Here is a 15,114-nt window from a genome sequence, read left to right as displayed (position 1 = left end):
CTTGGGCCAAGCTTTCCTTGAGGCATGCCACTTTAGCATCGGGCCAGGTAACTGCCTGTGATTCGTGCTGGGTATGACGACGGCCGCACAAGGATGTTCCCCATGAAATTCGAGAAAAACACCGAGCTCGACCAGGCCAACCTGCGCATTATTGTCGGTTCCTGCGCCGTGGCCTATATCGGCGTGCTCGGCTTCCTGCCCGGGCAGCGGGTCGATACCTACCTGCCGATCGTGATCTATATCGTGCTGTTCCTGCTGCTGTCGATCGTCCTGCGCCAGGCCATCGTGCATTGGCCCGGCCACTATCCGGCGCGACGGATCCTGAGCATGGTCCACGACTACACCGGCACCTCGTTCGGCCTGGTGGTCGGCGGGGAGGCGGCCTTGCCGCTGTACGCGGTGATGGTCTGGGTCAACCTGGGCAACGGCATGCGCTACGGCTCGCGTTACCTGGCGATTGCCACGGCCCTGGCCTTGGTGGCGCTGCTGGCGGTCTATCGGCTGACGCCGCTGTGGCAGGCGCAACCCTTCATGGTGCTGATGCTGTTGATCACCAGCACGGTGATCCCGGTCTACGCCCACATTTTGCTGGAGCGCACGCGCAAGGCCTCGGAAGAGGCGATTGCCGCCAACCTGGAAAAGTCGCGTTTTCTCGCCCAGGCCAGCCATGATCTGCGCCAGCCGATCCATTCCATCGGCCTGTTCACCGCCTGCCTGCGCGAGGCGCACCTGGGCGATGTGGAGCGGCGCCTGGTGGACAATATCGACCGTTCGCTGCTCAACGTCTCGCAGCTGTTCCGCTCGATTCTCGACCTCTACACCCTCGACAACGGGCGGGTGCAACCCAGCTTCCAGACCCTGCACCTGGGCGAATTCCTTGCCGAGCAGATACGGCAGAATGCCGAAGCCGCGCGCTGGGCCGGGGTCGAGCTGCGCCTGCGGCCCTGTCCCCATTGGGTTCGGGCGGACCCGGCGCTGCTTGCGACCATGGTGCAGAACGTATTGTCCAACTGCTTCAAATACGCGGCGCAGCGCCCGGTGCTGATCGGCGTGCGCAAGCGCGGCGCGGGGTTGGCCATCGTCATTTATGACCAGGGCCGGGGCATCGCCGAGGAACACCTGCCGAACCTGTTCGAAGAGTTCTATCGGGTGCGCCAGCTACGGGACAAGGACGTCGAAGGCGTGGGCCTGGGCTTGTCGATCGTCAAGCGCCTGGGGCTATTGATGGGGCTCGAGGTGGCGATCCGCTCGCGGCTCGAGCATGGCACCGCCGTGAGTCTGTACGGGCTGCCGCTGGCGGCGCCGCAGTTGCAAGCGGACAGCCGCGACGAGGCGCGCCAGGCCGGCCTGCTGACCGGCTTGAAGGTGTGCCTGGTGGAGGATGACCGCAACGTGTTGCTGGCCACTTCGGCCTTGCTGGAGCGCTGGGGTTGCGTGGTCCAGGCCGAGCTTTGCGGCAGGGACCTGGACAGCGACTGCGACATCATCGTCGCCGACTATGACCTGGGCAACCACACCACCGGCATCGAGTGCATCGACCGCCTGCGCCAGCAACGGGGCTGGGCGGTGCCGGCGCTGATCCTCACCGGGCATGAGGTGGAGAAGATCCAGGCGGCGTTGCATGACCGCAATATCGCTATCCTGTCCAAGCCGGTCCGCCCGGCCGAGCTGCGCGCCAGCTTGCGTGCGCTGCGCCAGCAGCCTGCGCCGGCAGTTATGCCCGAGGCGTGACAGGGCGGTTCGGCGAGCAGCGGCCACTTCCCGTGCCGGGCAAGGGGAGTGGCGGCATGTGACTGCCCGGGGTTGTCCCGATCACCCCGCGCACACCTCCCGCACACATCCACGCAACCAGCGATGCGCCGGGTCGCTGTTCAGGCGCGGGTGCCAGAGCATGGACACGGTGATTTCCGGCGTGCTCACCGGCAGGGCGAAGCTGTGCAGGCCATGGCGCAGGTTGTGGGTGTGGCGCTCGGGGACGGCGGCGATCAGGTCCGAAGCGCGGACCAGCGCCAGCGCGGCGGAGAAACCGCCCACGACGGCGGCGATGTCGCGTGCCAGGCCGACGGCTTGCAACGCATCGTCCACCAGCCCGCGGTCAAGGCCCTGGCGCGACACCAACACATGTTCGCCAGCGGCATAACGGGCGGCGCTGAGCGGGCCACTGCTCAGCGGATGGCCAGTGCGCACCACGCCGATAAAACGGTCGCGGAACAGCGCGCGGGTGTGGATCTCCGGGCTGGCGCTGGCGTCTACCACGCCGGTGTCGAGGTCGACCGTGCCGTCGCGCAGGGGCGCGCTGTCCTTGCTGGTCTTTTGCATGAAATGCAGGCGCACCCCCGGGGCCTCGGCACGCAGGCGGGCGAGCAGGGCCGGGCCGAAGTTCTCGACGAAACCGTCGCTGCTGCGCAGGGTGAAAGTGCGCGCCAGGCGCTGCAGGTCGAGCCGTTCGGCGGGGCGCAGCATGGCTTCGGCGTCCTGCACCAGGAGGCCGACCCGCTCGCGCAGTTCCAGGGCGCGCGGTGTCGGTACCAGGCCGCGGCCGGCGCGTACCAGCAGCGGGTCGCCCGTGGTTTCGCGCAGGCGCGCCAGGGCCCGGCTCATTGCCGAGGGGCTCAGCCGCAGACGTTGGGCGGCACGCGCCACGCTGCCTTCGGCGAGCAGCACGTCGAGGGTAATCAGCAGATTGAGATCGGGTGTGGACATGGAGCGGGCCCCGTCTGGCACAAATTTGGAATGGCGTCAGATGCACGAATAACCTGCAAAGGCTGCGTCTTCCGCCATGTTAGACCGCGGGCTAGATTGGCGACAGCGCCATTTCGCGCGGTCAAGGGAGGTGCAGCAGATTGAAACCAGTCAGGGCCACGACAGAACCCCACGTTGTCTCCAGCGGCTGGGCATTGGCCAGCCTGTCGCTGTCGATGCTGCTGGCGGCGCTGGGCACCAGCATCGCCAATGTGGGCCTGCCGACCCTGGTGCAGGCGTTCGGGGCAAGTTTCCAGCAGGTGCAATGGGTGGTCCTGGCCTACCTGCTGGCGCTGACCGCGCTGAGCGTCAGCGCCGGCCGGCTCGGCGACCTGCTGGGGCGGCGGCGCCTGCTGCTGGCCGGCATCCTGCTGTTCACCCTGGCCTCCTTGCTGTGCGCCATCGCCCCGACCCTGGGCGCGCTGATCGCCGCCCGGGCGCTGCAGGGCCTTGGCGCGGCAATCATGATGGCGCTGACCCTGGCCCTGGTCGGCGAGACCGTCAGCCAGGCCCGCACCGGCAGCGCCATGGGCCTGCTGGGCAGCATGTCGGCGATCGGCACTGCTCTTGGCCCGTCGCTGGGCGGGGTGCTGCTCGCCGGCTTCGGCTGGCAGGCGCTGTTCCTGGCTTGTGTGCCGTTGGGCGGGCTGACTTGGGCGCTGGCGTATCGCTGCCTGCCGGCCGCGGCCCCGGGGCGGGCCCTTGGCCGAGGCGCGTTCGATCCGCTGGGCAGCCTGTTGCTGGCCCTCACGCTGCTGGCCTATGGGCTGGCCATGACCCTGGGGCGCGGCCATTTCGGCTTGCTCAACGGCGCGCTGTTGTTGGCGGCGCTGCTGACGGCCGGGCTGTTTGTCTGGGCGCAGGCGCGGGTGGCCGCGCCGCTGCTGCGCCTGGCATTGTTTCGCGATCTGGCCTTGAGCGGCAGCCTGGCCATGAGCGCGCTGGTCTCGACGGTGATGATGGCGACGCTGGTGGTCGGGCCTTTTTACCTGGCCCACGGGCTTGGGCTGGACGCGCTCGGGGTGGGCCTGGCGATGTCGCTCGGACCCTGTGCCACCGCGTTGAGCGGCGTGCCGGCCGGGCGCATCGCCGATCGGCTTGGCGCGCGGCCAATGATTCTCGCCGGCCTCGGCACCCTGGCGCTCGGTTGCCTGCTGCTGGCGTGGCTGCCAGCGAGCCTGGGCATTGGCGGTTATCTGGCGGCCATGGTCGTCATCACCCTGGGTTACGCGACCTTTCAGACCGCCAACAACACCGCGGTGATGAGCGAGGTGGACGCGCCACAGCGCGGGGTGATCTCCGGTTTGCTCAACCTGTCGCGCAACCTCGGGCTGATTACCGGCGCCTCGCTGATGGGCGCGGTGTTCGCCACGGCCGCCGGCGACCCCGCCACGGCAAGCGCCGAGGCCGTGGCCAGCGGCATGGGCTACACCTTTGCCCTGGCCTCGGGCCTGGTGGTCATGGCGCTGTTGGTGGCGTTGTTCAGCCAGCAGAATCGATGGCGGGCGCAACAACCAAGCCGAACATCCCCGTAGGAGCGAGGCTTGCCCGCGAAAGCGTATTCAGGCTCGACGCAGGAGGTGGGTTGTCGGTAATGGCCTCATCGCGGGCAAGCCTCGCTCCTACAGCGAAAGCGTATTCAGGCTCGACGCAGAAGGTGGGTTGTCGGTAATGGCCCCATCGCGGGCAAGGTTCGACGCAGGCAAGGGCGTCGCCACCAATCACTCCGCGCTTTCTCCCGCCAGCAACGCACTGTAGGTCCGCAGCCGCAGCACAAATTCAGTCACCGGGCCTTGGGGCACATAGGCCTGTTTGAGGAAGAACGCGGCGTATTCGGCCATGCCCGGTTCGGCGGCCGATAGCAGCTGCGCATGCTCCTCCAGGCTGCACGGCCAGCCGCGTTCCTGTTCGCCGCGCAGGATGTTGGCCGAGCGTAGCGCCTTGCGCGCCGCGGCCCGTTGCAGGCGTTGGTGCTGCAACGGGGCGCGGGTTTGTTCCAGTTGCTGCGCGTAGCCTTCGAGCACCTGCGCGAAATCGCCATTCAGTGCCAGGGCAATGCTCCGGCTCGGGCGGAAGGGCTCGAAACGCAGCCCCAAATCGTTGCCCCAGATGCAGCGGCACTGATGCTTGAGCCAGAACCCCCAGCGGTTGCGATGCTCCGGCGCCAGCACCTCGCTGAGCACGCCGATGTCGAAATCGATCTTCGACACCTCCGGGTGCCGTGCCTCCAGCTCCCGTCGAGTCTGCTCCAGCCGCTGCCGCTCCTCGGGGCTCGGCGCCCGGGCCAGGACCAGGGTCACATCCAGGTCGGAGGTGCCAGGCCGCGCATCGCCACGGGCCACGCTGCCGTACAGGTACAGGCCATCGAGCAGCGTGGCAAAGCGCCGGGCGAGCAGCGCGCACAACTCATCCACCAGATGGCTGAAGGCAGGCTGCAACGGCTGCCCGGGCAGGGACTGGATAAAACCTTCGGCATCGACGCCTGGGTGGTGCGACATGGCGGTCTCGTGGGGTCAGTACAAAGGACATGCAGAGTAACAACAGCCCGGGCCAGGCGGGCGGTTGAAGAAGTCTGGCTGACTTCAGGGCGCGCGCAAGCCGCCGACGGCCCGGCAATCTGACGGTGCGGCCGTTACGGGTCGAGGCTCGCCAGATCGTTACCGAGCGGCGTCGGCGACTCGCCGCTGATGGAGCACAGCAGCGCGGTGATGGTTTGCCCCTCGACCGTGCCGTGCTCCTGCAGCAAATCGGCCACCGCGACGAGCGCCAGCCAATAGCGATGCACCAGGCAACTGGCGCGGGCCATGGCGCGGGCTTCGGCATCGAGCAGCTTGCGCGGTGGCAACAGACTGATCAGCTCATGCCCCCGGCTCAGGTCGCCGCGGCCGCTGCCTTGTATCAGCCTGGCGGACCGGCCGTGGCGGTAGATCGCTTCGGCCACCGAGCCGGCGAAGCAATGCAGCAGGTCGCGCTCGATGGACTCGACCATCGACGGCAGGTATTCGGCAATGCCCGGGGCATCGAAGGCGGGGCGCGGGACCAGGTAATCGGCCTCCACCAGGCCTTCTACATAGTGCGGGTTACCGTGCAGATCGAGCATCGGGCCGGCGCCGGCTTCAGCCTGGGTGCGCACCGTGACCCGGGTGATCGGTTGGCCGTTCCACCAAAAGGCCAGGGCATGGCCGGCTTCGTGGATGGCCGTGCAACGCCGACGCTGGGTCATGGTCTTCTCCCGTGCCCTGCAGGCCTGGGGCGGGGTGCGGGGCGTGAGTGGAACTGCCTGTGGCGCCCCCCGCGGGCGCTGTTTCTAGCATCGGCCCGGGCCCTGGAGCCGGATAAAAGTTTGTCCCTATCAACAACCAATAGTCCGGCTATTAGCGATCCGCCACAGAGGGTCTAGCCTTAATTCAGCGCTGGCGCGAGCCGGCCGGATGAGACCTGATCGAGAGATAACGAACAACGAGTCAGAAGCGTACTGGGCTTACCGTGGGCCACCGTCCTGGCAACTCGCTTGCCGCTCTGCAGCATGCCCTGTGGCCACACCCATCAGTTGAGCGAACTGTGAGCCCCGCAACCTATGTCATTGCTTTCGCCTGTCGCTATTTCGCGCCCAACCGGGGCGGATAGCTGGATGAATACGACCAAAGGTAGCTCCTCATGGCAAATGAATCGAAGTGCCCGTTCAACCACGCCGCTGGCGGTGGCACGACCAACCGCGACTGGTGGCCAAACCAACTGAACCTGAAGATCCTGCACCAGCATTCGCCCCTGTCCAACCCCATGGGCGAGGGCTTCAACTACGCCGAAGCCTTCAAGAGCCTGGACTTCCAGGCCCTGAAACAAGACCTGCAGGCGTTGATGACTGATTCGCAGGACTGGTGGCCCGCCGACTTCGGTCACTACGGGCCACTGTTTATCCGCATGGCCTGGCACAGCGCCGGCACCTACCGCGTCGGTGACGGCCGCGGCGGCGCCGGTTCCGGCCAGCAGCGTTTCGCCCCGCTCAACAGCTGGCCGGACAACGTCAGCCTGGACAAGGCGCGCCGGCTGCTGTGGCCGATCAAGCAGAAGTACGGTCGCAACATCTCCTGGGCCGACCTGATCGTGCTCACCGGCAACGTCGCGCTGGAGTCCATGGGCTTCAAGACCTTCGGTTTTTCCGGCGGTCGCCCGGACGCCTGGGAGCCGGACGAAGACGTCTATTGGGGCTCGGAAAACAAATGGCTGGGCGGCGACACCCGCTACAGCAAACCGGATAAAGCCGCCATGCAGGAACCCGGCGAAGGCCAGCTGGTGGCCGAGCCTGGCAATGAAGAAAGCCGCACCGACCAGGGACGCAACCTGGAAAACCCCCTGGCCGCGGTGCAGATGGGCCTGATCTATGTGAACCCCGAGGGCCCCGAGGGCAACCCGGACCCCCTGGCGGCCGGGGTGGATATCCGTGAAACCTTCGGCCGCATGGCGATGAACGACGAAGAAACCGTGGCCCTGATCGCCGGCGGCCACGCCTTCGGCAAGACCCACGGCGCCGGCCCCGCCGACAATGTCGGCGCCGAGCCCGAAGCCGCCGGCCTGGAGCAGCAGGGCCTGGGCTGGAAGAGCACCTTCGGCACCGGCATGGGCGCCGACACCATCACCAGCGGCCTGGAAGTGACCTGGACCACCACGCCCACCCGCTGGAGCAACAACTACCTGGAAAACCTGTTCGGCTTCGAGTGGGAACTGACCAAGAGCCCGGCAGGCGCGCACCAGTGGACGCCGAAGGGTGGCGCCGGCGCCGGCATCATCCCGGACGCCCACGACCCGTCCAAGCGGCGCAACCCGACCATGCTCACCACCGACCTGGCGCTGCGTTTCGACCCAATCTACGAGCCGATCTCGCGGCGCTTCCTGGAGAACCCCGACCAGCTGGCCGACGCCTTCGCCCGCGCCTGGTTCAAGCTGATCCACCGCGACATGGGGCCGCTCTCGCGCTACCTCGGCCCGGAACTGCCCCACGAAGAACTGCTGTGGCAAGACCCGATCCCGCCGGTGGACCATGCCCTGGTCAACGACAGCGACATCGCCGCGCTCAAGGCCAAATTGCTGGATTCGGGCCTGTCGGTGTCGCAACTGGTGTCCACCGCCTGGGCGGCGGCGTTCAGCTTCCGTGGCTCCGACAAACGCGGCGGCGCCAACGGCGGGCGCCTGCGCCTGGCCCCGCAAAAAGACTGGCCAGTCAACCAGCCGGAGCAACTGGCCAAGGTGCTTTCGACCCTCGAAGGCGTCCAGCAAGCGTTCAACGACACGCAAACCGGCGGCAAGAGAATCTCCCTGGCCGACCTGATCGTGCTCGGCGGTAGCGCCGGCATCGAACAGGCCGCGAAAAACGCCGGCCTCAATATCAGCGTGCCGTTCTCCCCTGGGCGCATGGACGCCAGCCAGGAGCAGACGGACGTCGAGTCGTTCGGCTACCTCGAGCCCATCGCCGATGGCTTTCGCAACTACCTCAAGACCCGCTACGCGGTACCGGCCGAAGCGCTGCTGATCGACAAGGCGCAACTGCTGACCCTCACCGCCCCCCAAATGACGGTGCTGATCGGCGGCCTGCGCGTGCTCGACATCAACGTCGGCCACACCCCGCACGGCGTCTTCACCACACGGCCGGGCGCGCTGACCAACGACTTCTTCGTCAACCTGCTGGACATGGGCGTGGAATGGAAACCTGTCTCCGACGCCCAACAAGAGTTCGAAGCCCGCGACCGCAAGACTGGCCAAGTCAAATGGACCGGCACCCGCGTCGACCTGGTCTTCGGCTCCAACGCGCAACTGCGGGCCCTGGCCGAGTTCTATGCCAGCGCGGATGCGCAAGAGCAGTTCGTGAAGGACTTTGTCGCGGCCTGGGTCAAGGTGATGAATCTGGATCGGTTCGATCTGCGCTGAAGTCCTGCGGCACCCACCCCTCGACCTGATTGTTCAGGCCGGGGGGCGGGGGCATTGCTGGCTGAAAAAACAGGGGGCGGGCCATGGCCGAACTATAATTATTGGGTGCCTCCTGTTTGCCCGGCGAATAGCGCCGCACCTGCCGACGCCTCCAGGGACGCAATGTCCAACTGCTTACGCGAGAGGGTCCGTTATGAAATTTCGTTCCTTCCAGCATTATTCCCATGGGTTGGAAATGGCCATGCACGACGCGTGGATTACCACCAAGGTGAAATCGGCCCTGGCTTTTGCCGAGCCGACCCGCGGCCTGAATATCGGCGTCAAGACCCATGCGGGCAGGGTCGCCTTGAGCGGTCGGCTCAACACCCATAAACAGTGTGAGGAGGCCGTCCATGTGACCCGTGGAGTGCAGGGCGTTGTCGACATCGATGCCAGCGACCTGCTGACCCATATGTTCACTCCAGGCAGCCTGCCCGAAGCGCCCAATGCCGAAGAGGACAGGGATTATGGCGCGCAGTCGTCAACGAAGAAGGACGACAAATAACAAGCAAGTTGCCACTCGATGTTTCTGCAAAAGCTGAAACGCCTTCCTGCGGGGAGGCGTTTTTTTGCCTGGGTGAAAAGGGCACGGTGCAGCGGATGCGGGCTTAGAGGGCGTACCGATGTTGGCAGGAGAAGAGCGAGGGCGTTTGAAGGGAAGGGCATGGACATAAACGGCGACGGTTTGGCGGTTGTTCCTATGCGGCTGCAAATCTAGTCTCTGCCTGTCGCTGCACAATCAGCGGCCGGGCCTGAGAACCCGGTAAGATGCAGGCGCACAAGCGCCCGCCCACGATTGCAGGCGCATTTTTTGTGCCCGCCAACTCGTGTCATGGCGGCTGTGCGTGGGAGACCTTCGGGTCTGCCGGACTCCCGTATCTCCGGTTTCTCAGCCTGCGCACAGCTGCCACCCATTCGCCTGAGAACGAATACGGCAGCTCTCACTTCGATATGGGAGTTCCAATCATGCACGCCCGTAATCTGTCTGGACTTCGCTGTTTTTCATCTCGTGTTTCTCTGCTCGATAACACCCGCTTCCTGGCTGTCGCAGGAGGTGACCTATGAGCACTCCAACCTCTGTCAAAACACTGGGCTTCGTCACCTTCGGCAGTTGCGCCGATCCCGAGCAGACCCTGTTCCGCGTCAACGCCGATGTGCCCTTGCAGCAAGCATTGGAACAAGCCTCGACCTTGCTGTACTACGCCAAGAAGCTTGCTCTGGATGCGGCCATGGAAGAGCAGGGCGAGCGCTACGCCTGGGCTTCGCACTTTTTGGCGGAGATGGGGAAGGCGGTGATTGATGATGTTTGTTTGGGGTTGGGGGAAGCGAGTTGATTTTGAGTTAAAGCTTTATGATGTGTCCCCTGTAAAACGTCGCTTATCCTTGGACGATCAGCGACGTTTTTTAAACGTGTGATGAGACAGTTTTCGGCCAGAAGCAGGCTTCGTTGGTATCGCGAACTCATCAACCTAGGCACTGCCCTGGTGAATCACCCCTAGGCCATGAGCGCAACTCTCCGCATCAATCAAGAATTTACAAATCGAGTAGAAAATATGAATCGCCAAAAAAAGCTGCAGCAGTTGTTCAAGGCCAAAGCCAAAAAGGCCAGTGCCAAACTGGCACCGAAAAAACCTAAATACATTAGTAAAGCCGAGCGGTTGAAGCTGGCTGCTGAAGGTGTTCAGGAACCAATCACTTCCGCTGAGAGCTAATCCAGTCTCTTTGGGGCATTGCAGTCCTTTGAGACAGGCTGCTATCGGCCAGAAGCGGACGCACGTGAGTAACGGTTTTCAACCCATAGCGGTCGTTCAAGATGGGCAGCTTACGGCCAAAAGCGGACGTTTGAGAGAGGCATATTCCGGCCATAAGCGGACGTTTTTAAGCGACCTCGCCGGGCTAGAGTTGCTCTCCATTCCAGTTTGTTTAAGCTGACCGCAGGTGTCCGCTTGCCAGAGTGACTGATCGCGATCAATGAACCTAGGTTGATCAAATACTGTTTAGCTGCATGCGAAATTAGCTTCCCCGTCTCAATATAAGCTAAAATTTCCAACCTATATAAAAACTAAAAAAAGCGGGCTTATAGCTATAGCATAGGGAAATAAAACTCTCCCTACCCAAGTTAATGATGGTCTGAGACGGTGTGCATGAACAATCCTACTGCAGAGCAAATCACTACCATTGCGCTAACTTTTGCATGGTGGAATACAGCTTTAGTTCCCGCAGGAAAAGGTCGTGGCATCGACATGACTGAACATAGGAAGACTATAGCAAGCGTAATTAGATCTTTAATAACCGATATCAAGGCGGACTTTATAGCCCTGTGCGAAATCACTGTTAATGAGTTCGAGCATATCAGAAAAGAGCTAGCTCTTGATGGATGGATATTTTTCGCCAATCAGAGTGATGTCGGCGGACCAATTTTCGACTTATGCTACTTATTCAAATCTGAAGTCTTCGAGCTACTGGATGCTTTCGATATAACCAGCAATGATTACATTGGTTCGGCAAAGGTAGCTCAAAGATTAACCTTCATTGAAAAAATAACTGGCGAACCGATTTGTATTTTTGCTTCTCATTGGCCTAGCCTTCTTAATGTTGCGCCGGATGACTACCGTCGCCACCACCTCGCGAGCACTCTCCGGGACTGGGTTTTGAAAACGAAAGACGGCTCTGAAAACTTAATAAAATCTATAATGATGGGTGATTACAACGCTGAGCCCTATGATAAGCATATGCAGGAACATCTCTTTACAAGCAGGCACCGCGAACTCGCAACCAAAAGAGAAAATATGTTCTACAACCCTACATGGAGTTTATTAGTTGAAGACCCTAGGGGGCTTAAAGGAACCTACTACTACTCTGGAGGCGTCTTCGCAAAATGGTTGGCATTCGATCAAATCTTTGTAACATCCTCGTTACTCAAAGGAGACTCATGGAAACTATCGCATCAAAGCCACATGGTGCCGGACATGCACGATCTGCGCAAACTAATTCGAAGTGCCAAGAGCAAGTTCGACCATATGCCAATCTACGCAACCATTGAGAGAGCAATCTAGCCATGAGCGATTTTTTTAAAGCTTTTGAGTCGGGTGTCAAAGCTGCAAATGATGCGGCAGCCAACACAAGTGAAATCTATGGGGTTTTCTCAGAGCTGGGAGCGCAACTAGAAAGTTTTAGCGGAGGAAAGTTAACGCTGATTCGTGGCACTAAAGATTTAGTGCTGGATGATGATTCGACATATGATCCTTTTAGCAGCATTATAGGTAGCACCTTCAAGGCTTTAAGAAAAAAAATAAAAAAGGATTGCCTATGTATAAAATTGGACGGTGAAGAAACGCTACACGACATTTCATTCTATGAGATTTCTAAAACAGGATATCCTATATCGCTTTCATTTTCTGGAAAGTCGATCACGTGCTATGACAAGCTGGGTTTGGAGGAGGCCCTTCGAGAGCTGTTTTCCCACCCTGACACAGGAAAAATCGTTAATAAGCTGACTGCTCAAGCGAACAAACTTTCATCCGAAGATGAAAGTACTCCACCGTTAGAGGAAAGCTAACTATTGGGTTATGGGAGGAGTGTATCGTTACTCCTCCCCTATCTAGTCGAGTTGAGCGTAAGGATTCAAATTCGCTTCCTACCCCCATGAATTTTAGGCCGAAATACGGCGACACAAGCGCAGGAACGACCGAACTGCCAAGCGACGCAACGCAGTTTCGATCGTGTCCACGGGGAGAGGCCAAGGTAGTTAGGACGGTGCGCCTACATAAACGCCGAACTCTTGCCCCTTATACTCAGTTCGCCCATTGACTAATACAGATACGACCATGTAATGGAGGCCAGTATAAGCTGTATTCCTCCAGTAACTCGCCCAATATTCTCCGCGCTCACGATTATATTGAGCATCGACGTCCACCTCATACCCGAGATCGTCACCGGCCTCTTGCCCATGGTTCTTTACTCTAAAACGCACTTGCACTTTTTCAGTTGTGTAAGGAAGGAAAAACTTAGCTTTAAAATCTATCCCAACACCTTTAGATAACGCACGAGAGCATGCATGGTAAACTTCTGGATCTTGATAGATCACATTGTTTTTAGCCTTGAGCAATGCTGTAACTTTGATTGGTGCATCATTCCATTCGGGCTTCGGTAGCAATGCGAAGTACTTCTCCTGCTTTAGAACATATTTCTTATAGTTTACAGGTTTGCCATCGGCGCCGGTATAGTTTGGCATGACGTACTGCTCAACTGCTTCACCGCTATTGATTCGCTTCAGCTCGGTCATCCCATCGTGGATATCTAAGAGCGACCGAATAGACTCGCCGATCATGACCCGATTACGAGGAGCGCTCTGCTGTAGCTTTGCTGCAACATCAACGAAATACGAGGTCGCTGTGACCTCCGAGGATCCCTGAAAACCATACATCCCCCAAAGGACGTCATTATGTTGCCCATAGTCTACGCCAACTCGAATCCCAACATCCTCAGCGACGTTATTATCTCGCAGTTTTGGCGCTACGAGCTGCCGCATGAATTCGACGAGATAGCAGCCGCAGTTTATTGCATCAATAGCAGCATCGCGAGCGGATATACCATCGGATCGAAAGAAAGCCAGAATAGCATCTCCCATGATACGGTGAACGTGACCATCGAAAGCTCGAATAGTTTCGATAGCACAGCGTATAATTGTATTCTTAATAAAGAAAACTTCTTCAGGGCTATAAACTAATCCTAATTTAGTCGAACCTTTGATATCCAGAAACAGGGACACATTGAAGCCGTAGTCAGTCATTCCCGGAGTATCTAGATGCTGGAAGTCTGGATGCCCTCCGATGCTATGAGCGTTTGTTCGCTTTTTGCCAAATAGTCCACGAATGGCTTCTTGGATTCCGAATTCCGCCTCGGCGACATTTGAACTGGCAAGCATCTCACTGCTATCCATTGCGCGCCGCTGCACATTCCCGCTGAGTGACTTCAGTCCGTAACCCGGCGCCCCCATACTTTTCTGAATAGAGCGATCGAAGACACGATCAAAAGACTTGTACACGTCCTTTAGCGAAGACATAGCCACACCTACCGAGTTAAAAGGAAAGATAGTAGATGACTGCACCAATCAAAACAGCAGCCATGCATCCGAAGTGAATCATCAGAATTAATGCCACTAATTTTATACGATCAAATTTATTCGAGGCAATGGATGCAAGCGTATATACCTGACCATTTAAATCATCTAAGAACTCTTCTTCAGAGGTCTTTAATACTTTTCTCGAATAGTTCACGCCTTCGCCAAAAGAGGCAATGTCACCGTAAAATATAAGCGATTGCCCCTTAGGAGAACCCGGCTTGCTGAATGTAATGGGGAATATGGTGAGCGTAGCTAATACCATACACACGAGAGCGAGACCCAGAGCTAAGCAAGAAAAAACGCCTATCTCGACCATAAGTTGCATGCTGGCCTTAGCTGGTTCAAGCCTGGCCAAAAGTGTAAATATGAATGCAGTGGCCGCTGCACAATATGACATAATAATAGTGCACTTAGTATTTGTGGTGCCTATATAGCTATCGATTCGCTTAAGAACTTCAAATTGATTTTTTATCTTTTTTTCGCTGTCTTTAGCGTCCGACATTCTAATCACCCCTGAGGTAATTTTTAATGGGCAATGCACGTTGACGCTTCTAATGGCAATTGCAGGTCTTAGTGGACTAAGTTAACCATCGAGTGAGTCCAATTACCACGATCATAGAGAAGTCGTGATACAGAGTCGACAGATTCCGCTAGGCGTGGTGTAGTCATTCAAAGCAAGTGTGTCTGCCGCATACCGGCTGACTGAAATAAGCTCCTCTACGATCAAAGCCAGCCGATGCTGCTGCAAAACATCTTCTAGTAAAGAACCTAAAAGTGGGGCGTTAGATTGCTAAAAATTCTCGGCTAAGCTGGTCCACATAGATGCTTTTGACCGGCTTTAGCCCGTCGCCACTGCCAGCAGTGGGTCGATTTCCGTCGATTACTACCGGTAGCTATTGATCGAACGCTCTCAGCTGCGACTGACCGCTATTGGCTGTGGATTCAACCGGTCGATGCAACACAACTAAATTCTGTGTAAGCAGAAGGAGTGTTGCAGATGAAGCAGAGACCTCGGATCTATTACACCGAAAGCCAGAAAAAACTGATGTGGGATCACTGGCAGAAAGGCGACTCTCTCCAGCACATAGCCCAACTATTTGATCGAAACCATTCATCGATACAGCGCATCTTGGCGGAAACAGGCGGTATCAGACCCGCTGTACGCCGCAGGTCCAGATTGGCGCTGACGTTGGCTGAGCGCGAAGAGATTTCGCGTGCAGTGGTGGCAGGTAACTCGATCCGTTCCATGGCCGCGCTGCTAGGGCGAGCAGCCTCTACGATCAGTC

General features: G+C 59.2%; 14 protein-coding genes. 9 read left to right on the top strand and 5 right to left on the bottom strand.

All coding sequences use genetic code 11. The features are described from left to right. Nucleotides 1-102 precede the first annotated feature (102 nt). A complete protein-coding gene (locus tag BLV20_RS28260) occupies nucleotides 103-1,731 on the top strand; it encodes a hybrid sensor histidine kinase/response regulator (RefSeq protein ID WP_092305659.1) in 1,629 nt (542 codons plus the stop codon). 81 nt (nucleotides 1,732-1,812) lie between these two features. Here the strand turns inward: BLV20_RS28260 and BLV20_RS28255 are convergent, their stop codons facing one another. Continuing rightward, a complete protein-coding gene (locus tag BLV20_RS28255; protein ID WP_092305658.1) occupies nucleotides 1,813-2,703 on the bottom strand; it encodes a LysR family transcriptional regulator in 891 nt (296 codons plus the stop codon). A gap of 140 nt (nucleotides 2,704-2,843) precedes the next feature. On the opposite strand from BLV20_RS28255, the gene BLV20_RS28250 reads away from it, so the two are divergent. Further along, a complete protein-coding gene (locus BLV20_RS28250) occupies nucleotides 2,844-4,277 on the top strand; it encodes an MFS transporter (RefSeq protein ID WP_256577903.1) in 1,434 nt (477 codons plus the stop codon). Nucleotides 4,278-4,463: 186 nt separating this feature from the next. Here BLV20_RS28250 and BLV20_RS28245 read toward each other — a convergent pair whose 3' ends face one another. Together BLV20_RS28245 and BLV20_RS28240 are read right to left on the bottom strand one after the other, a co-directional pair. Continuing rightward, nucleotides 4,464-5,240, bottom strand: coding sequence for a nucleotidyltransferase domain-containing protein (locus BLV20_RS28245; RefSeq protein WP_092305657.1), 777 nt, complete (start codon nucleotides 5,238-5,240; stop codon nucleotides 4,464-4,466). A 134-nt stretch (nucleotides 5,241-5,374) separates the two neighbouring features. Beyond that, nucleotides 5,375-5,965, bottom strand: a complete 591-nt coding sequence (locus tag BLV20_RS28240) for a hypothetical protein (RefSeq protein WP_092305656.1) — start codon at nucleotides 5,963-5,965, stop codon at nucleotides 5,375-5,377. Between the two features lie 434 nt (nucleotides 5,966-6,399). Between BLV20_RS28240 and katG the strand changes: the two genes are divergently transcribed. From katG to BLV20_RS31200, 6 genes are all read left to right on the top strand, one after another. Then, on the top strand, nucleotides 6,400-8,664 hold the full coding sequence (gene katG / locus BLV20_RS28235; protein ID WP_092305655.1) for a catalase/peroxidase HPI: 2,265 nt from the start codon (nucleotides 6,400-6,402) through the stop codon (nucleotides 8,662-8,664). A 193-nt stretch (nucleotides 8,665-8,857) separates the two neighbouring features. Then, entirely contained in the window at nucleotides 8,858-9,208 is a 351-nt protein-coding gene (locus BLV20_RS28230; RefSeq protein WP_092305654.1) for a BON domain-containing protein, read from the top strand. Between the two features lie 556 nt (nucleotides 9,209-9,764). Beyond that, nucleotides 9,765-10,037 carry a DUF3077 domain-containing protein gene (locus BLV20_RS28225; protein ID WP_092305653.1) on the top strand — a complete coding sequence of 91 codons (273 nt, stop codon included), beginning with the start codon at nucleotides 9,765-9,767 and terminating at the stop codon, nucleotides 10,035-10,037. A 219-nt stretch (nucleotides 10,038-10,256) separates the two neighbouring features. Further along, entirely contained in the window at nucleotides 10,257-10,415 is a 159-nt protein-coding gene (locus tag BLV20_RS28220; RefSeq protein WP_092305652.1) for a DUF2986 domain-containing protein, read from the top strand. A gap of 432 nt (nucleotides 10,416-10,847) precedes the next feature. Next, nucleotides 10,848-11,759 carry an endonuclease/exonuclease/phosphatase family protein gene (locus BLV20_RS28215; protein ID WP_139192757.1) on the top strand — a complete coding sequence of 304 codons (912 nt, stop codon included), beginning with the start codon at nucleotides 10,848-10,850 and terminating at the stop codon, nucleotides 11,757-11,759. Between the two features lie 2 nt (nucleotides 11,760-11,761). Then, complete coding sequence (locus BLV20_RS31200; protein WP_139192756.1) at nucleotides 11,762-12,262, top strand: hypothetical protein; 501 nt, start codon at nucleotides 11,762-11,764, stop codon at nucleotides 12,260-12,262. 189 nt (nucleotides 12,263-12,451) lie between these two features. Here the strand turns inward: BLV20_RS31200 and BLV20_RS28210 are convergent, their stop codons facing one another. Next, nucleotides 12,452-13,768 (bottom strand): adenylate/guanylate cyclase domain-containing protein, encoded by a 1,317-nt coding sequence (locus tag BLV20_RS28210; RefSeq protein WP_256577901.1) that lies wholly within the window; start codon nucleotides 13,766-13,768, stop codon nucleotides 12,452-12,454. A gap of 16 nt (nucleotides 13,769-13,784) precedes the next feature. Beyond that, nucleotides 13,785-14,330, bottom strand: coding sequence for a Pycsar system effector family protein (locus BLV20_RS28205; RefSeq protein ID WP_092305650.1), 546 nt, complete (start codon nucleotides 14,328-14,330; stop codon nucleotides 13,785-13,787). 495 nt (nucleotides 14,331-14,825) lie between these two features. Here BLV20_RS28205 and BLV20_RS28200 point away from each other — a divergent pair. Next, nucleotides 14,826-15,114: helix-turn-helix domain-containing protein (locus BLV20_RS28200; protein ID WP_139192755.1), on the top strand; the 289-nt coding region annotated here is incomplete at its 3' end.

The sequence above is a fragment of the Pseudomonas sp. NFIX28 genome, from assembly GCF_900107395.1.
Classification (GTDB): Bacteria; Pseudomonadota; Gammaproteobacteria; order Pseudomonadales; family Pseudomonadaceae; genus Aquipseudomonas.
Note: the sequence above shows the minus strand (reverse complement) of the source record. Positions and strands in the feature narration are given on the sequence as shown.